At 65.3% G+C, this 15,847-nt stretch carries 16 protein-coding genes; 10 read left to right on the top strand and 6 right to left on the bottom strand.

Going from position 1 to position 15,847, the window contains the following annotated elements; translation table 11 throughout:
• Positions 1-54: 54 nt before the first annotated feature.
• From AC5ZFO_RS40520 to AC5ZFO_RS40510, 3 genes are all read right to left on the bottom strand, one after another.
• Positions 55-861: an FAD binding domain-containing protein gene (locus AC5ZFO_RS40520; protein WP_014494195.1), complete on the bottom strand. Its 807-nt coding sequence runs from the start codon at positions 859-861 to the stop codon at positions 55-57.
• A 32-nt stretch (positions 862-893) separates the two neighbouring features.
• Positions 894-1,379: a (2Fe-2S)-binding protein gene (locus AC5ZFO_RS40515; RefSeq protein ID WP_282523153.1), complete on the bottom strand. Its 486-nt coding sequence runs from the start codon at positions 1,377-1,379 to the stop codon at positions 894-896.
• A gap of 149 nt (positions 1,380-1,528) precedes the next feature.
• Positions 1,529-1,975 (bottom strand): SRPBCC family protein, encoded by a 447-nt coding sequence (locus tag AC5ZFO_RS40510; RefSeq protein WP_282523152.1) that lies wholly within the window; start codon positions 1,973-1,975, stop codon positions 1,529-1,531.
• A gap of 170 nt (positions 1,976-2,145) precedes the next feature.
• Here AC5ZFO_RS40510 and AC5ZFO_RS40505 point away from each other — a divergent pair, with 170 nt between their 5' ends.
• The 3 genes from AC5ZFO_RS40505 (at position 2,146) to AC5ZFO_RS40495 (ending at position 4,862) form a co-directional block, all read left to right on the top strand.
• Positions 2,146-3,501 (top strand): 3-carboxy-cis,cis-muconate cycloisomerase, encoded by a 1,356-nt coding sequence (locus AC5ZFO_RS40505; protein ID WP_282523151.1) that lies wholly within the window; start codon positions 2,146-2,148, stop codon positions 3,499-3,501.
• 75 nt (positions 3,502-3,576) lie between these two features.
• On the top strand, positions 3,577-4,359 hold the full coding sequence (pcaD, locus tag AC5ZFO_RS40500; RefSeq protein ID WP_282523150.1) for a 3-oxoadipate enol-lactonase: 783 nt from the start codon (positions 3,577-3,579) through the stop codon (positions 4,357-4,359).
• A gap of 110 nt (positions 4,360-4,469) precedes the next feature.
• Positions 4,470-4,862: a carboxymuconolactone decarboxylase family protein gene (locus tag AC5ZFO_RS40495; protein WP_282523149.1), complete on the top strand. Its 393-nt coding sequence runs from the start codon at positions 4,470-4,472 to the stop codon at positions 4,860-4,862.
• Here AC5ZFO_RS40495 and AC5ZFO_RS40490 read toward each other — a convergent pair.
• Complete coding sequence (locus AC5ZFO_RS40490; protein ID WP_282523148.1) at positions 4,824-5,360, bottom strand: hypothetical protein; 537 nt, start codon at positions 5,358-5,360, stop codon at positions 4,824-4,826. The genes AC5ZFO_RS40495 and AC5ZFO_RS40490 overlap by 39 nt on opposite strands.
• A 183-nt stretch (positions 5,361-5,543) precedes the next feature.
• Positions 5,544-5,714, bottom strand: coding sequence for a hypothetical protein (locus AC5ZFO_RS40485; protein WP_208087590.1), 171 nt, complete (start codon positions 5,712-5,714; stop codon positions 5,544-5,546).
• A gap of 287 nt (positions 5,715-6,001) precedes the next feature.
• Here AC5ZFO_RS40485 and AC5ZFO_RS40480 point away from each other — a divergent pair, with 287 nt between their 5' ends.
• The 5 genes from AC5ZFO_RS40480 to AC5ZFO_RS40460 all read left to right on the top strand — a co-directional run bounded on the left by AC5ZFO_RS40480 (position 6,002) and on the right by AC5ZFO_RS40460 (position 11,096).
• On the top strand, positions 6,002-6,919 hold the full coding sequence (locus AC5ZFO_RS40480) for an ABC transporter permease subunit (protein WP_282523147.1): 918 nt from the start codon (positions 6,002-6,004) through the stop codon (positions 6,917-6,919).
• Positions 6,920-6,929: 10 nt separating this feature from the next.
• A complete protein-coding gene (livM, locus tag AC5ZFO_RS40475; RefSeq protein ID WP_282523146.1) occupies positions 6,930-8,249 on the top strand; it encodes a high-affinity branched-chain amino acid ABC transporter permease LivM in 1,320 nt (439 codons plus the stop codon).
• Positions 8,246-9,079, top strand: coding sequence for an ABC transporter ATP-binding protein (locus tag AC5ZFO_RS40470; RefSeq protein WP_282523145.1), 834 nt, complete (start codon positions 8,246-8,248; stop codon positions 9,077-9,079). The genes livM and AC5ZFO_RS40470 overlap by 4 nt, the downstream gene beginning before the upstream one ends.
• Positions 9,076-9,816: an ABC transporter ATP-binding protein gene (locus AC5ZFO_RS40465; protein WP_014494184.1), complete on the top strand. Its 741-nt coding sequence runs from the start codon at positions 9,076-9,078 to the stop codon at positions 9,814-9,816. Before AC5ZFO_RS40470 ends, AC5ZFO_RS40465 begins: the two co-directional genes overlap by 4 nt.
• Positions 9,817-9,977: 161 nt before the next feature.
• Positions 9,978-11,096, top strand: a complete 1,119-nt coding sequence (locus tag AC5ZFO_RS40460; RefSeq protein WP_028147453.1) for a branched-chain amino acid ABC transporter substrate-binding protein — start codon at positions 9,978-9,980, stop codon at positions 11,094-11,096.
• A gap of 74 nt (positions 11,097-11,170) precedes the next feature.
• On the opposite strand, the gene AC5ZFO_RS40455 is transcribed toward AC5ZFO_RS40460, so the two are convergent.
• On the bottom strand, positions 11,171-11,557 hold the full coding sequence (locus AC5ZFO_RS40455) for a response regulator (RefSeq protein WP_282523144.1): 387 nt from the start codon (positions 11,555-11,557) through the stop codon (positions 11,171-11,173).
• A 195-nt stretch (positions 11,558-11,752) separates the two neighbouring features.
• Between AC5ZFO_RS40455 and AC5ZFO_RS40450 the strand changes: the two genes are divergently transcribed.
• Complete coding sequence (locus AC5ZFO_RS40450) at positions 11,753-14,605, top strand: PAS domain S-box protein (protein ID WP_496123618.1); 2,853 nt, start codon at positions 11,753-11,755, stop codon at positions 14,603-14,605.
• A gap of 54 nt (positions 14,606-14,659) precedes the next feature.
• Positions 14,660-15,658 (top strand): P1 family peptidase, encoded by a 999-nt coding sequence (locus tag AC5ZFO_RS40445; protein ID WP_282523142.1) that lies wholly within the window; start codon positions 14,660-14,662, stop codon positions 15,656-15,658.
• Positions 15,659-15,847: the final 189 nt, after the last annotated feature.

Genomic DNA, 15,847 nt, shown 5'->3' with positions numbered 1-15,847 from the left:
CAGTCTCGCTACGCCCTCACCGGGGACAAGTTTGGGCCGAGGCGTGAGGTTCACTCACTCCTTGGCGTTGGCGGCATCGAGGGCGCGTCGCGTCAGCACCCCGATGAGATGCGCACGGTATTCGGCGCTGCCGTGGATGTCGCTGTTGAGGCCTTCCGCCGGCACCTCGATGCCGTCGAGCGCCTTCGCGGCGAAGCGCTTCTTCAGGGCTTCCTCGAACGCGGTGACGCGGAACACGCCTTCGGAGCCGGCACCGGTGACGGCGACGCGCACGTCCGAAGGACGCCGCGCCACGAACACGCCGACCAGCGCATAGCGCGAAGCCTGATTGCGGAACTTGATGTAGGCCGCCTTCTTCGGCAGCGGGAACATCACCTTGGTGATGATCTCGTCGGCTTCGAGCGCCGTCGTGAACAGGCCCTGGAAATACTCTTCCGCCTTGAGACGGCGCTTGTTGGTGACGATGGTGGCGCCGAGCGCGAGCACCGCGGCCGGATAGTCCGCGGTCGGATCGTTGTTGGCGAGCGAGCCGCCGATCGTGCCCTTGTGGCGCACGGCCGGGTCGCCGATCTGGCTGGCAAGATTGGCCAGCGCCGGGATCGCCTCACCGACGATCGCGGAGCTCGCGACCTCGGCATGCCTGGCGGTGGCGCCGATCACGAGTGCGCGGCCCTTCATCTCGATCGTGTTGAGCCCCTCGATGTGGGAGAGGTCGACCAGATGCGGGGGGCTGGCGAGACGCTGCTTCATGACGGGAATCAGCGTATGGCCGCCGGCGATCACCTTGGCGTCTTCGTTCTTCACCAGGAGGTTGGCCGCCTGGCGAACGGTCCCAGGGCGATGGTATTTGAATTCGTACATCTGAATGTCCTGATCGCAGAATGCGCGCGCGGTTAGGCGAGATCGGATTTCGCCATCGCCTTGGCGCCGGCGGAGATCGAAGCGACGATGTTCTGGTAGCCGGTGCAACGGCAGAGATTGCCTTCCAGCTCCTCGCGGATGGTGTGGTCGTCGAGCTCGTGGCCCTTGCGATGGACGATGTCGATCGCCGTCATGATCATGCCGGGCGTGCAGAAGCCGCACTGCAGGCCATGGTGCTCGCGGAAGGCCTCCTGCATCGGATGCAGCGGCGCGCCGTCGGCGGCCAGTCCCTCGATCGTCTTGACCTCGTGGCCGTCGGCCATCACGGCCAGCGTGGTGCAGGCCTTCACGGCCTTGCCGTCGAGATGCACGACACAGGCGCCGCACTGCGAGGTGTCGCAGCCGACATGGGTGCCGGTCAGGCGCAGATTCTCGCGCAAGAACTGCACCAGCAGGGTGCGGGGATCGACGTTGGCCGTGACAGGATTGCCGTTCACGATGAGGGAGATTTTTGCCATAAGCACTCTCTATCAGCGCCCCGACGGGTCCCGTCGAAGCGGTTCTTATAATTATTCCAACCTATCATATGGGCCATTATGCCCGGGGGCAACATCGCCCCGGACGCAAGGCGCCATGCCGAAAGGCGATAGCCTTCAGTCCTGTACAGCTAGCCCTGTACCGCCTTGGCGAAGTTTGCGAAAAATTCGTCGGCCAGTTTCTTGGCGGTGCCGTTGATGAGGCGCTGGCCGAGCTGCGCCAACTTGCCGCCGATCTGCGCCTCGACCTCGTAGGCGAGCAGCGTACCGCCGTCCTTCTCCGCGAGCTTGACCACGGCGCCGCCCTTGGCGAAGCCGGCGACCCCGCCCTCGCCTTCGCCGGAGATCTTGTAGCCGTTCGGCGGGTCGAGATCGGAGAGCGTGACCTTGCCCTTGAAGCGCGCCGACACCGGCCCGACCTTCATTTTCGCCGTCGCGCGAAAGCCGCCGTCGTCGGTCTTCTCCAGCTCCTCGCAGCCGGGGATGCAGGCCTTCAGCACCTCGGGATTGTTGAGCTTCTCCCACACGGCCTCGCGCGGCGCCGCAAGCTGGACTTCGCCGTTCATCGTCATGGCCATGGGGTGCCTCCCGGATGCTTCACTATAATACTGCTCAAGTAACGCACGGAGGCCGCAAAGGAAAGGGCAGCCCCCGGCCACGTGCAATGCATATTCGCAACTGCAAAAAGCTGCGCGCTGACGGTTTGGGATTGGCAGAGCCGGAGCATGGTGATTAGGTCCCGCGCAACATGAGCACAGCCCTCTCCCCCCTGCTCGCGCCGATGCTGTCGAGCCCAGCCATGCGCGCGGTCTGCGACGACCGGTCGACCCTCCAGAACATGCTCGATTTCGAGGCAGCCCTGGCACGCGCCGAGGCCGCCACGGATGTGATTCCCGCATCCGCGGTGGGCCCGATCGAAGCCGCGTGCAAGGCTGATAGCTTTGACATGGCCGCCCTGGGCGAGGCCGCGACGCGATCCGGCAATCTCGCGATTCCCCTGGTCAAGGCGCTCACGGCCAATGTCGGCAAGGCCGATGCGGAGGCCGCCCGCTACGTCCATTGGGGCGCGACGAGCCAGGATGTCATCGACACCGCGACCATGCTCACGCTTCGCGCCGGCATCGATGCACTCGATGCCGATCTCAGCCGCGCCATCAAGGGCTTTGCCGCCCTGGCACGGAGCCATCGCAACACCGCCATGGTGGCGCGGACCTGGCTCCAGCACGCGCTGCCGATGCCATTCGGCCTGAAGGCCGCAGAATACGCATCGAGCCTTGCCCGCGCCCGCTGCCGCCTGCGGCGGCTCTCCCGCGAGGGCCTTGCGCTGCAATTCGGCGGCGCGGCCGGCACGCTCGCGGCCCTCGGCGACAAAGGGCTCGTCGTTGCAGAGCGATTGGCGCAGGAGCTCAACCTGCCGCTGCCGGAGGCGCCCTGGCACACCCATCGCGACCGGATCGCGGAAGCCGCATCATGCCTTGCGATTCTCGCCGGAAGCTGCGGCAAGATCGCGCGCGACGTCTCGCTGATGATGCAGACCGATGTTGGCGAAGCGTTCGAGCCTGCCGGCGAAGGCCGCGGCGGCTCCTCGACCATGCCGCACAAGCGCAACCCGGTCGCGGCCGCGAGCGCGCTGGGTTGCGCGACCATGGCGCCGCAACTCGCCGCGACGATTTTTGCAGCCCAGGTGCAAGACCACGAGCGCAGCGCCGGCCCCTGGCACGCGGAATGGCCGACGTTGCCGCAATTGATGCTGGTCGCCTCGGGCGCGCTCGCCGCCATCGTCGACATCGCGGAGGGCCTTGACGTCGATGCCGCGCGCATGCGCAGCAATCTCGATACGACGCATGGGCTCATCATGGCGGAAGCGGTCACGTTTGCGCTGGCCGACAAGATCGGCAAGAGCGATGCGCATCATCTGGTCGAGGCCGCGAGCAAGCGCGCGGTCGCGGAGAAGAAGCATTTGCGCGAGGTTCTCGCGGCCGATTCGCAGGTCACGGCGCATCTCGCACCGGAAAAAATTGCGGCATTGTTCGAGCCGATGGCCTATCAAGGGGCTTCCCAAGCCCTGATCGACCGGCTGCTCGACAGCCTCGAGCGCGATTAATTGTTTGAGCATGATCTTTTTCGGAAAACCGCTCCACACTTTTCCGGATCATGCTCCAGAACGGAGACGCCCAGCATGCCCATGATCGATGCCGACGGTTGCCTGATCAACGTCTCCGTCGAGGGCCGCGACGGCGGACCGACGCTGATGCTGTCCAATTCGCTCGGCTGCACGTTGCAGATGTGGGAGCCGCAGATGAAGGCGTTGACGCAGGTGTTCCGCGTCATCCGCTACGACCGCCGCGGCCACGGCAAGTCCAACGTTCCGCCCGGCCCCTATACGATGGAGCGCTTCGGCCGCGACGTGCTGGCGATCCTCGACGACCTCAACATCGAGAAGGTGCATTGGTGCGGCCTGTCGATGGGCGGCATGGTCGGGCAGTGGCTAGGGGCCAATGCGCCGGAGCGCTTCGGCAAGCTCATCCTCGCCAACACCTCCTGCTACTACGCCGAGCCGACCAAATGGCTGGAGCGCATCGACGCGGTGAAGAAGGGCGGCATCGCCGCGGTCGCCGATGCCGTGATCGCTGGCTGGCTGACCCAGGATTTCCGCGAGCGCGAGCCTGAGATCACGGCGAAGATGAAGTCGATGCTGCTGGCTTCCCCCGTCGAGGGCTATCTCGCCTGCTGCGTGGCGCTGTCGACGCTCGATCAGCGCGAGATGCTCGCCAAGATCAGGAGCCCGACGCTGGTGATCGCGGGCCGCCACGACATGGCGACGCCGATCTCGGCGGGCGAATTGATCCGCTCCAACATTCCCGGCGCCAGCATGACCATCATCGACGCCGCGCACATTTCCAATGTCGAGCAGCCGCACGCGTTCACCGACGCGGTGGTGGGCTTCTTGACGCAGCGCTAACCGCAACCGTCATTGCGAGCGCAGCGAAGCAATCCAGAAATCCCTCCGCGGTGACATTCTGGATTGCTTCGTCGCTACGCTCCTCGCAATGACGAAGAGGAGGAAACACAATGAACGACCAGAAGCGCCGCGATGCCGGCATGAACGTGCGCCGGAAGGTTTTGGGCAATGCCTGGGTCGACAAGTCGATCGCGGGCCGCAATGCCTTCAACACCGACTTCCAGGACATGATCACGCGCTACGCCTGGGGCGATATCTGGACGCGGCCGCATTTCGACGAGCGCACGCGGCGCGTGCTCGTGATCGGCACCATGGTCGCGCTGGGGCAGTGGGACGAATTCCGCCTGCATGTGCGCGCGGCGCTCGCCGAGGGCGGCTTCACCCCCGACGACATCAAGGAAATCCTGCTTCAGCAGGCGATCTATTGCGGCGTGCCGGCGGCGAACCACGCCGTCAAGGAAGCCTCAGCGATTGTGCAGGAGCTCGGCCTGCTCAAGAGCTAGCGGCGCGACGGTCTCGACGGTGTTCTGGACGATCCTGGGCGCCGGCGCGGGCCGTTCGATCACCACCACGATGGCAGCGCCGAGCAGCAGCAGGAGCTCGGTGGCATGCAGCCGGAGCGCGGCCAGCTCGCCGACCTTCGAGGCCATCAACATGCTCGTAAACGAGATGAGGCTGCCGATCCCAAGCGCAATGCCGAGCGCCTCGTCGCTGCCGCCATTCTTGCGGACGCGGGGAATGCACAGAAGCGTGAGATAGATGGCAAAGAACGCCACCACCGTCAGCCGGCCCAGCGCCAGCAGCCAGGCGGCACGCACCGTGCTCATCCCCGCCATCTGAAGATGGTCGCTGAGGAACAGCGCCACCGCGACACTCGGCCGCTCGTAGAGGCCGTGCACCGGTGCCACCATGATGTTGAAGGCCACAAGCGTCCAGGCCGGGATGAAATAGGCCGCCAGCAGGGCGCCGTTGACCGAACCGATCCGCCAATTCCTGAACATGCCGCTTCCCGCTTCGCTCGCTGCGCGCCTTCCATGGGAAGGCTTTGCCGGGGAGCTAACTCGCATCAGACCATGGCGGCAATTTAAACCCTTTGTTTACCTTAACTGGCCCGCCGGGCGGCGCGCCCAAGGAAAAAGGGCCCCGCCTCCCGGCGGGGCCCTCTTCACGTCTGGGCTCCGAAACTACTTGTCCTGGCCGTGCTGGCCGCCCTGTTGCTGGCCGGGCTTCTCGCCCTGGCGCTGCGGATCCTGCTGCTGCTGTCCGGGTTTCTGGCCGCCACCCTGCTGCTGCCCGGGTTTCTGGCCGGGGTTCTGAGTCTGCTGGCCCGGATTCTGATCTTGCTGTTTCGACATTCGGGGGAACTCCCTTGTTGGACCTCAGAGGAGAGACAACGGCCGGGATTCAGTTTGGTTGCTTTGCGGAACCCGGTTCCTCGCACCTGCGGAACCGAAATGACGTCCGTAATGAAATGACCACTGTACAAGCCTTTGTGCCGAGGCATGGCCAGTTGCAGCCGCCAGTTCCCTCCTGTTACAAAACGGGAAGAATGCTTAGGGGCTGCCGGGGCCCGAGAAGAAATTCGCAGAAACTCTCTCTCGAAGAGCTCCCTTTGAGCCGCGTCAGGTGGTAACGGCAGCCCATGGATTATTTCGCCCAGCAGCTCATCAACGGTCTCGTTCTGGGCTCGATCTACGGCCTGATCGCCATCGGCTATACGATGGTCTACGGCATCGTCGGCATGATCAATTTCGCCCATGGCGATGTCTTCATGATCGGCGGCTTCATCGCCCTGATCACCTTCCTGATCCTGGTCTCGCTCGGCCTTACTGCGATCCCGGTGATCCTGCTGGTGGTGCTGCTGGTCGCGATGGCGATCACCGCGCTCTATGGCTGGACCATCGAGCGCATCGCCTACCGGCCCCTGCGCCATTCCTTCCGCCTCGCCCCGATGCTGTCGGCGATCGGCATGTCCTTCGTGCTGACGAATTACTCGCAGGTGGCGCAGGGCGCCCGCGTCAAGCCGATCCCGCCCTTTATCACCGGCGGCTATACGCTGCACGAAAGCGCGGACGGTTTTGTGATCCAGCTCTCCAACATCCAGATCATGGTGGTCCTCACCACCATCGTGCTGCTTGGGATCTTCACCTGGCTGGTGTCGCGCACCCGGCTCGGGCGCGACATGCGGGCCTGCGAGCAGGACCAGACCATGGCGGCGCTGCTCGGCGTCAACGTCGACCGCACCATCTCCATGACCTTCGTGATCGGCGCCGCGCTCGCCGCGGTCGCGGGCCTGATGTACCTGCTCTATTACGGCCTGGTGGATTTCTTCATGGGCTTCGTCGCCGGCATCAAGGCGTTCACCGCGGCCGTGCTCGGCGGCATCGGCTCGCTGCCTGGCGCCATGCTGGGCGGTCTCGCGATCGGCCTGATCGAGACGTTCTGGTCGGCCTATTTCTCGGTCGAGTACAAGGACGTCGCGGCGTTCTCGATCCTGATCGTCGTGCTGATCTTCATGCCGACCGGCCTGCTCGGCCGTCCCGAAGTCGAAAAAGTCTGACGGTCGCCGCGTGACAGTTCTCTCGAGCAATACGGCCAAACCTGCAACGGACATCCCCGCTCTGCTGAAGACGGCCTTCGTCAACGCCCTGATCGCGCTGGTGCTGTTCTCGTTGATGGTCGGCGTCCGCACCGAAGCGGGTTCCGACGGCCAGCTCACCTATTGGACACGCTTCGGCGAGGTCGCCTCCCTCGTTGCCGCCGTGTTCGGCGGCTCGATCGTGCTCGGGCTGCTCAGGCAATGGATCGGTCCGACCGGCGCCGAGAAGCTGGTGCCGCCGGCGGTGCGGAGCGGAATGTCGTTCGTCGGCCGCTACCTGGCGCCCGCGCTCCTGATCTTCACGGTGCTTGTGCCCGTGATCTTCTATGACCAGCGCTACATCCTCGACCTCGCGATCCTCGTGCTCACCTATGTGATGCTGGGTTGGGGGCTGAACGTCGTGGTCGGGCTCGCCGGCCTGCTCGATCTCGGCTACGTCGCCTTCTACGCGGTGGGCGCCTATTCCTACGCGCTGCTTGCCACCAATTTCGGCTGGTCGTTCTGGGTCTGCCTGCCGCTTGCCGGCATCCTCGCCGCGTTCTGGGGCGTGCTGCTCGGCTTCCCCGTGCTGCGCCTGCGCGGCGACTATCTCGCCATCGTGACGCTCGCCTTCGGCGAGATCATCCGCCTCGTCATCATCAACTGGCAGAGCCTCACCGGTGGCCCCAACGGCGTCTCCAGCATTCCCCGCCCCTCGTTCTTCGGCATCCCGCTGGACAACAGCGACAACGGGCTCGCCGCCAGGCTCGGCATCGAATATTCGCCGACCCACCGCATCGTCTTCCTGTTCTATCTGATCCTGGCGCTCGCGCTGCTCACCAACTGGGTGACGATCCGGCTGCGCCGCCTGCCGATCGGCCGCGCCTGGGAGGCCTTGCGCGAGGACGAGGTCGCCTGCCGCGCGCTCGGCATCAACACCACGACCACCAAGCTCACGGCGTTCGCGACCGGCGCCATGTTCGGCGGCTTTGCCGGTGCGTTCTTCGCGACGCGCCAAGGCTTCATCAGCCCGGAATCCTTCACCTTCCAGGAATCGGCGCTGGTGCTCGCCATCGTCGTGCTCGGCGGCATGGGCTCGCAGCTCGGCGTCGCGCTCGCCGCGCTCGCCATGATCGGCGGCTTCGAACTGTTCCGCAGCCTCGAGACCTACCGCATGCTGGTGTTCGGCATGGCGATGGTGCTGATCATGATCTGGCGGCCGCGCGGCCTGATCGGCCATCGCGCGCCGACCGTGTATCTGACCAAGGCGCAGGCGATCTCCTCCGACCTCGTCAAGGAAGGGCACGGATGAGCGGCGACAAGATTCTCGGTGTGGACCGGCTGACCATGCGCTTCGGTGGCATCGTCGCCGTGCAAGACCTGTCGTTCGCGGCCGAGCGGAAGAAGATCACCGCGCTGATCGGACCGAACGGCGCCGGCAAGACCACCGTGTTCAATTGCATCACCGGCTTCTACAAGCCGAGCGGCGGCGCCATTCGCCTCACCCATGACGACGGCAAGGTGATTGCGCTGGAGCGGCTGAACGATTTCCGCATCGCCAAGCAGGCCAAGGTCGCGCGCACCTTCCAGAACATCCGCCTGTTTCCCGGCATGACCGCGCTGGAAAACCTGATGGTGGCGCAGCACAACGCGTTGATGCGCGCCTCCGGCTTCACCTTTCTCGGCCTCATCGGCGCGCCCGGCTACCGCGACGCCGAAAAGCGCGCGATCGACCTCGCCACCGACTGGCTGAAGCGGGTCAATTTGCTCGACCGCGCCGACGATGCCGCCGGCAATTTTGCCTATGGCGACCAGCGCCGGCTCGAGATTGCGCGCGCGATGTGCACCGAGCCCGCGCTTTTGTGCCTGGACGAGCCCGCCGCGGGTCTCAACGCGCGCGAGAGCGCAGCTTTGAGCGAGCTCCTTCTCTCGATCCGCAACGAGCTCGGCACCTCGATCCTGCTGATCGAGCACGACATGTCGGTCGTGATGGAGATCTCCGACCACATCGTGGTGATGGACCATGGCGTCAAGATCGCGGAAGGCTCTCCGCGCGAAATCCGCGACGATCCCAAGGTGATCGCCGCCTATCTCGGCACCGACGAGGAAGAGGCCGTGGCCGTGATGGAGAGCGGGTCGTGACGTCGTCCGCTCCCCTGCTGTCGATCCGGGGCCTGCGCGCCGCCTACGGCAAGATCGAGGCGCTAAAGGGCGTCGATGTCGAGATCAGCGCCGGCGAGATCGTCGCGCTGATCGGCGCCAACGGCGCCGGCAAGTCGACGCTGATGATGACGATCTTCGGCAAGCCGCGCGCCCGCGCCGGCCAGATCCTGTACGAAGGCCGCGACATCACCGACGTTCCCACCCATGAGATCGCCCATTTGCGCATCGCGCAATCGCCGGAAGGCCGCCGCATCTTCCCGCGCATGAGCGTGGCGGAAAACCTCCAGATGGGGGCGGATGCCACCGGCTGCACCGACGCAGAACGCGAGGCCACGCTGCAACGCGTGTTCACGCTGTTCCCGCGGCTGAAGGAGCGCTACGCCCAGCGCGGCGGAACGCTGTCCGGCGGCGAGCAGCAGATGCTGGCAATCGGCCGCGCCCTGATGAGCCGCCCCCGCCTGCTTCTGCTCGACGAGCCCTCGCTCGGGCTGGCGCCGCTGATCGCGCGCCAGATTTTCGATGCGATCCGCACCCTGAACCGCCAGGACGGCCTGACGGTCCTGATCGTCGAGCAGAACGCCAACCATGCGCTGAAGCTCGCCCATCGCGGTTACGTCATGGTCAACGGCCTGATCACGCTGGCCGGGACCGGCGCCGAGTTGTTGCAGCGCCCCGAGATTCGCGCCGCCTACCTGGAAGGCGGCCGGCACGGCTGAGGTTGCCCGACGGCGGAGCCCGTGCGGCCGAATGTGGCGAGATATCTCCGCCAATGCCCGTATTTTGCCGGTGACTTCTCCCGAGATTCATTCAAGAATGGCGCCGGTTTGGACCGGGCGTACCCGGCAACTTCCACAGTCGACCACCCGCGAGGTATCTCATGAAATCACTGAAGCTCATCGGTCTGGCATTCGGCGCGTCGATCGCGCTATCGAGCGCGGCTTTCGCGCAGGATGTCACCGTCGCAGTCGCAGGCCCGATGACCGGCGGAGAGTCCGCCTTCGGCCGCCAGATGAAGAACGGCGCCGAGATGGCCGTGGCTGACATCAACGCCGCCGGCGGCGTCAACGGCAAGAAGCTCGCGCTCAACGTCGAGGACGACGCCTGCGACCCGAAGCAGGCGCGCTCGATCGCCGAAAAGATCGCCGGCGCGAAAATCCCGTTCGTGGCCGGGCACTATTGCTCATCGTCGTCGATCCCCGCCTCCGAAGCCTATGCCGACGGCAACGTGCTCCAGATTACCCCCGCCTCGACCAATCCGAAGTTCACCGACAGCGGACTCTGGAACGTGGCGCGCGTCTGCGGCCGTGACGACCAGCAGGGCCTGGTCGCGGCGCAGTACATCGCCAAGAACTACAAGGGCAAGAACATCGCGATCCTCAACGACAAGACCACCTACGGCAAGGGTCTCGCCGACGAGACCAAGAAGGCGCTCAACAAGGCCGGCATCACCGAGAAGATGTACGAGTCCTATAACAAGGGCGACAAGGACTTCAACGCGATCGTCTCGCGCCTGAAGCGCGACAACATCGACCTCGTCTATGTCGGCGGCTACCATCAGGAGAGCGGCCTGATCCTGCGCCAGATGCGTGACCAGGGCCTCAAGACGATCCTGATGGCCGGCGATGCGCTCGCCGACAAGGAGTACGCCTCCATCACCGGTCCGGCCGGCGAAGGCACGCTGTTCACCTTCGGCCCCGATCCGCGCAACAAGCCGACCGCGAAGAAGATCGTCGACGCCTTCAAGGCCAAGAACATCGATCCCGAGGGCTATACGCTCTACACCTACGCGGCGATGCAGGTCTGGTCGCAGGCGGCCAAGAAGGCCGGCACCACGGACGCCAAGAAGGTCATGGCGGCGATCAAGGCCGGCAAGTGGGACACCGTGATCGGCCCGATCGAGTATGACGCCAAGGGCGACATCAAGCAGCTCGACTATGTCGTCTACAAATGGGACGCCAAGGGCGGCTACGCCGAGATCAAGGGCAACGGCACCTGAGACAGGATGCCTGACCTTTTAATCAGATCAATCCAACGCCCCGGTTCGCCGGGGCGTTTTCTTTCGCCATACGGTCACACGGCTGCGGAGAGCTCGCCGCCCGCCGCGGCCTGGGCCTTGTGAAGCGCTTGCAGGAGATCGTTCGGCCGAAATGGCTTTTGCAGGCATACCACGTCGCGCAGACCAGGCGCCTCGCCCATGAAATCCAGCGCGGTCATGCCGGAGACCGCGACGATCGGAAACCCGGGAACTCGCTCGCGAATGGCCACCATGACGTCGACGCCGCTGGTGTCGGCCAGGAAAATATCGACGATCGCGGCATCGAAAGCGCCCTCGCCGAAGGCTTTCAGGCCCGCTGCGCCGCTCTCGGCCTCGACGACGTCAAAACGGTTGACCCGAAGCACGATCGCGACCATGGCGCGGACCTCCTTCTGGTCGTCGACAACGAGGACACGGCGCATGGGAACAACTCCCGGATACCTATCATTATTTGGTTCAATTCACCGCAAGTGCCCGGCAAGGCAGTATGGGTCTGTCCCGGTAAATCACCTCTTACCAGTTACCTGTTCCAAGTCCCACTCCAAGTTAATTAAGCTGTAACCTTCGGTTGAGTCGCATGCGCTTTCTGTCAGGATGCGCGCCCGGAGCGGGCTACCATGCAGGTAGCCGCTTCCCGGCCGGAAGAGATTGACGTAGGAGGTGATCATGCCGGCTTACGAGAGATCGACGTGCTAGCGCCTAACGACCGAAGCACATTCCTGTCGACCTTGCCGGCTACGCGAAGCGATCGCAGGGCTGCGTTGGCGATCGTCGGCATCTCCGCAATCCTGTTCGCACTGGCGGTACCGTTTGCGGGCTTGCCGCTCGTACAGGTGCCGGCCTTCGTGGCGAGCTACCAGTCGGCGCTCGCGGTCATCGACATCATCACTGCCGTCTTGCTGCTGTCGCAGTTCGCCGTGCTGGGCAGCCGCGCGCTGCTGCTGCTGTCGACCGGCTATTTGTTCACGGCGGGCGCCGCGGTGACCCACGCCCTCACCTTCCCCGGGCTGTTCGCCCCGGCCGGATTGTTCGGTGCAGGCTCGCAGACCACCGTCTGGCTCTACATGATCTGGCACGGCGGTTTCCCGCTGTTCGTGCTGGCCTATGCCTGGCTCAAGGACGGCAAAGGCATCAACAGGATTGCGGGCGCGACGGCTCCCGCGATCGCGCTCTCCGTCGCCGGCGTGTTCGTCGCGTTGACCGTCTTCGCCTGGCTGGTGACTGCGCAGCACGGCCTGCTGCCGGTCCTGCTCAAGGACGGCCACTACACCCCCACCATGATCGGCGTGGTGTCGTTCGTGTGGTCCCTGAGCTTCGCGGCGCTGGTCACGCTCTGGTTTCGCAAGCCGCACACGGTGATCGACGTCTGGCTCATGGTCACGATGTGTGCCTGGCTGTTCGACATCGCGCTGTCGGCGATCGTCAACGTCGCGCGTTTCGACCTCGGCTTCTATGCCGGCCGGCTCTACGGCCTCGGTGCCTCGAGTTTCGTGCTCGCGGTGCTGCTGATCGAGAACGTGCGTCTCCAGGCCAACACGGCCGGCATGGTCGGCGCGCTGCAGCGGCAGTCGAGCTCGGAGCGGAACTATTATGCCGAGCGCGAGCGGCTGTTCAGCGCCGTCGTCGAGTCCTCCAACGACGCCATCATCACGAAGTCGCTCGACGGCACCATCACGTCCTGGAACAAGGCGGCCGAGCGCGTCTTCGGCTACTCCGCCAGCGAGGCGATCGGCCGCCAGGTCGATATCATCATGCCCGAGGGGCAGCGCGAGGAAGTCGCCGAAATGCTGGCCCGCACCCGCAACGGCGAGCTCATCGACCAGTACGAGACCGTGCGGCTGCACAAGAACGGCCAGCCGATCGACGTCCTGCTGAGCCAGGTCCCGCTGCGATCGACCGACGGCAAGATCATCGGCGCCTCCAAGGTCGCCCGCGACATCACCGAACGGAAGCGGGCGGAATCCGCCCTCAACCGCGAGATCGAGGAGCGCCAGCGCATCTTCGAGACCTCACAGGACCTGATCCTCGTGACGGACGGTTACGGCAATTTCATCCAGATCAGCCCGAGCGTGAAGGACATCCTCGGGTACAAGCCGGAGGACATGATCGGGCACAGCGCCATCGAGTTCATTCACCCCGACGACCTCGACAACACCCGCAGCGAGATGCGCGCAGCGCGGCGTGGCGCGGTCAAGCGCAGCTTCGAGGCGCGCTACTACCACTACGACGGTCACGAGGTGACGCTGAACTGGATGGGGACCTGGTCGGAGCCGGTGAAGCGCCATTTCTTCATCGGCCGCGACCTCACCGAGAAGCAGGCCGCAGAAGCCCAGTTCAGGCAGGTCCAGAAAATGGACTCCATCGGCCAGCTGACCGGCGGCGTCGCGCACGATTTCAACAACGTGCTGACCGTCATCACCGGCACGATCGGCATCCTCGCGGATGCGGTGGCCGACCGTCCCGAGCTCGCAGCCATCACCAAGCTGATCGACGACGCCGCCGAACGCGGCGCGCAACTGACCAAGCACCTGCTCGCCTTTGCCCGCAAGCAGCCGCTCCAGCCGCGCGAGATCGACGTCAATGCGCTGGCGCTCGAGGCCGCCAAGCTGCTGCACCCGACCCTCGGCGAGCAGATCACCATCATGCCGCAGCTCACCGAGGATGCCTGGCCGGCGCTGGTAGACCCGGGCCAGCTTTCCACCGCGATCCTCAATCTCGCCCTGAACGCGCGCGACGCCATGCCGGACGGCGGCACACTGGTGCTGGAGACCCGCAACATCTTCCTCGACGACGGCTATGCCAGCATGAATCCCGACGTCGTCGCCGGCAGCTACGTGATGATCGCGGTCAGCGACACCGGCACCGGCATTCCACCGGACCTGATGGAGCGGGTGTTCGACCCGTTCTTCACCACCAAGGAGGTCGGCAAGGGCACCGGGCTCGGGCTCAGCATGGTGTTCGGCTTCGTCAAGCAGTCCGGCGGACACATCAAGATCTACAGCGAGGAAGGCCACGGCACGAGCGTGAAGATCTACCTGCCGCGCTCGAGCGGCGTGCAGGAGACCGAGTACGAGTCGCTGCAGAACGTGCCCATCGCCGGCGGCGACGAGAAGATCCTGATCGTCGAGGACGACGCCCTGGTGCGCCAATATGTCGTGACCCAGATCAAGAGCCTCGGCTATGCCGCGCTCGAAGCCGCCAACGCGGCCGAAGCCCTCACCATCATCGATGCCGACAAGGGCATCGACCTGCTCTTCACCGACATCATCATGCCCGGCCACATGAACGGCCGCCAGCTCGCGGACGAGGCGGTACGGCGGCGTCCCGACCTGAAGACGCTGTTCACCTCGGGCTACACCGAGAACGCCATCGTCCATCACGGCCGGCTCGATTCCGGCGTGCTGCTGCTGGCCAAGCCCTACCGCAAATCCGAGCTTGCCAAGATGCTCAGGACGGCGCTGGCGAGTTGAGCGAGCGGCATCGGTGCGCTATCGCTGATGCCTGAAGCGCATGGAGTGCCGGCCTTGAAAAATCTGCTCACCGATATCGCCGGCGTCCGGGTCGGCCATGCCGAGGATGCGAAAATAGCCTCCGGCACGACTGCGATCATCTTCGATGCCCCGGCGGTCGCCGCGATCGACGTGCGCGGCGGCGGGCCCGGCACGCGCGAGGATGCGCTGCTCGACCTTGCCAGCACGGTCGAGCGCGTCGATGCGATTGCACTGTCCGGCGGCTCCGCCTTTGGCATCGAGGCCGGCGGCGGCGTCCAGGCCTGGCTTGCCGAACAGGGCCGCGGCTTCCGGATTCGCGAGGCGGTGATCCCGATCGTGCCGGGCGCCATCGTGTTCGACCTGCTCAACGGCGGCGACAAGGCCTGGGGTCGCTTCGCGCCCTATCGCGATCTCGGTTACGCGGCAGCTGTGGCCGCGCGCCACGATTTCGCGCTGGGCAGCGTCGGCGCGGGCCTTGGCTGTACCACCGCGACCTTCAAGGGCGGGCTCGGCTCGGCCTCGGCGGTCCTGCCCAACGGCATCAAGGTCGCCGCCATCATTGTCGTCAACGCGGTTGGCAGCGCAACCGTCGGCGAGGGACCGTGGTTCTGGGCGGCGCCGTTCGAGGACAACGGCGAGTTCGGCGGGCGCGGCCTGCCGGCCAAATTCACGCCGGACATGCTGGCGATGCGCATCAAGGGCGGCCCCGCCGCGAGCGCGCGCGAGAACACCACGATCGGCGCCGTCGTCACCGATGCCACGCTGACCAAGGCCCAGGCCAAGCGGCTGGCGATGATCGCGCACACCGGATTTGCCCGCGCCATCTATCCGGTCCATGCCCCGACCGACGGCGACGTGCTGTTTGCGGCTGCGACCTGTGAGAAGCCGATCGAGCCGCTGGTCGGCCTCACCGAGCTCGGCACGGTCGCCGCCAACGTTGTCGCGCGCGCGATCGCGCGCGGCGTGTACAGCGCGACGGCGCTGCCGTTCCCTGGCGCGCAGCCGGCGTGGAAGGATCGGTTCGGCGGGTAGTTAAACGCCCGTCACACATTAGGTGTCATCGCCCGGCGAAGACCGGGCGATCCAGTATTCCAGAGACGGTCGTGATTGAACCGGAAGGCCGTGGCGTACTGGATGCCCCGCTTTCTGTTTAGTCGGGAGACATGGCTGACACCTGTTCGGACACATCACTGACAGGTTGGCGATTGGTCAAGTCGATCG

Source organism: Bradyrhizobium sp. Unk1, from assembly GCF_059512345.1.
This window is presented reverse-complemented; position numbering and strand designations above follow the sequence as displayed.

Coding starts and splice junctions, on each gene's coding strand:
- AC5ZFO_RS40520 (WP_014494195.1), bottom strand. CDS start 861: ATGTACGAATTCAAATACCATCGCCCTGGGACCGTTCGCCAGGCGGCC.
- AC5ZFO_RS40515 (WP_282523153.1), bottom strand. CDS start 1,379: ATGGCAAAAATCTCCCTCATCGTGAACGGCAATCCTGTCACGGCCAAC.
- AC5ZFO_RS40510 (WP_282523152.1), bottom strand. CDS start 1,975: ATGGCCATGACGATGAACGGCGAAGTCCAGCTTGCGGCGCCGCGCGAG.
- AC5ZFO_RS40505 (WP_282523151.1), top strand. CDS start 2,146: ATGAGCACAGCCCTCTCCCCCCTGCTCGCGCCGATGCTGTCGAGCCCA.
- pcaD (WP_282523150.1), top strand. CDS start 3,577: ATGCCCATGATCGATGCCGACGGTTGCCTGATCAACGTCTCCGTCGAG.
- AC5ZFO_RS40495 (WP_282523149.1), top strand. CDS start 4,470: ATGAACGACCAGAAGCGCCGCGATGCCGGCATGAACGTGCGCCGGAAG.
- AC5ZFO_RS40490 (WP_282523148.1), bottom strand. CDS start 5,360: ATGTTCAGGAATTGGCGGATCGGTTCGGTCAACGGCGCCCTGCTGGCG.
- AC5ZFO_RS40485 (WP_208087590.1), bottom strand. CDS start 5,714: ATGTCGAAACAGCAAGATCAGAATCCGGGCCAGCAGACTCAGAACCCC.
- AC5ZFO_RS40480 (WP_282523147.1), top strand. CDS start 6,002: ATGGATTATTTCGCCCAGCAGCTCATCAACGGTCTCGTTCTGGGCTCG.
- AC5ZFO_RS40470 (WP_282523145.1), top strand. CDS start 8,246: ATGAGCGGCGACAAGATTCTCGGTGTGGACCGGCTGACCATGCGCTTC.
- AC5ZFO_RS40460 (WP_028147453.1), top strand. CDS start 9,978: ATGAAATCACTGAAGCTCATCGGTCTGGCATTCGGCGCGTCGATCGCG.
- AC5ZFO_RS40455 (WP_282523144.1), bottom strand. CDS start 11,557: ATGCGCCGTGTCCTCGTTGTCGACGACCAGAAGGAGGTCCGCGCCATG.
- AC5ZFO_RS40450 (WP_496123618.1), top strand. CDS start 11,753: ATGCAGGTAGCCGCTTCCCGGCCGGAAGAGATTGACGTAGGAGGTGAT.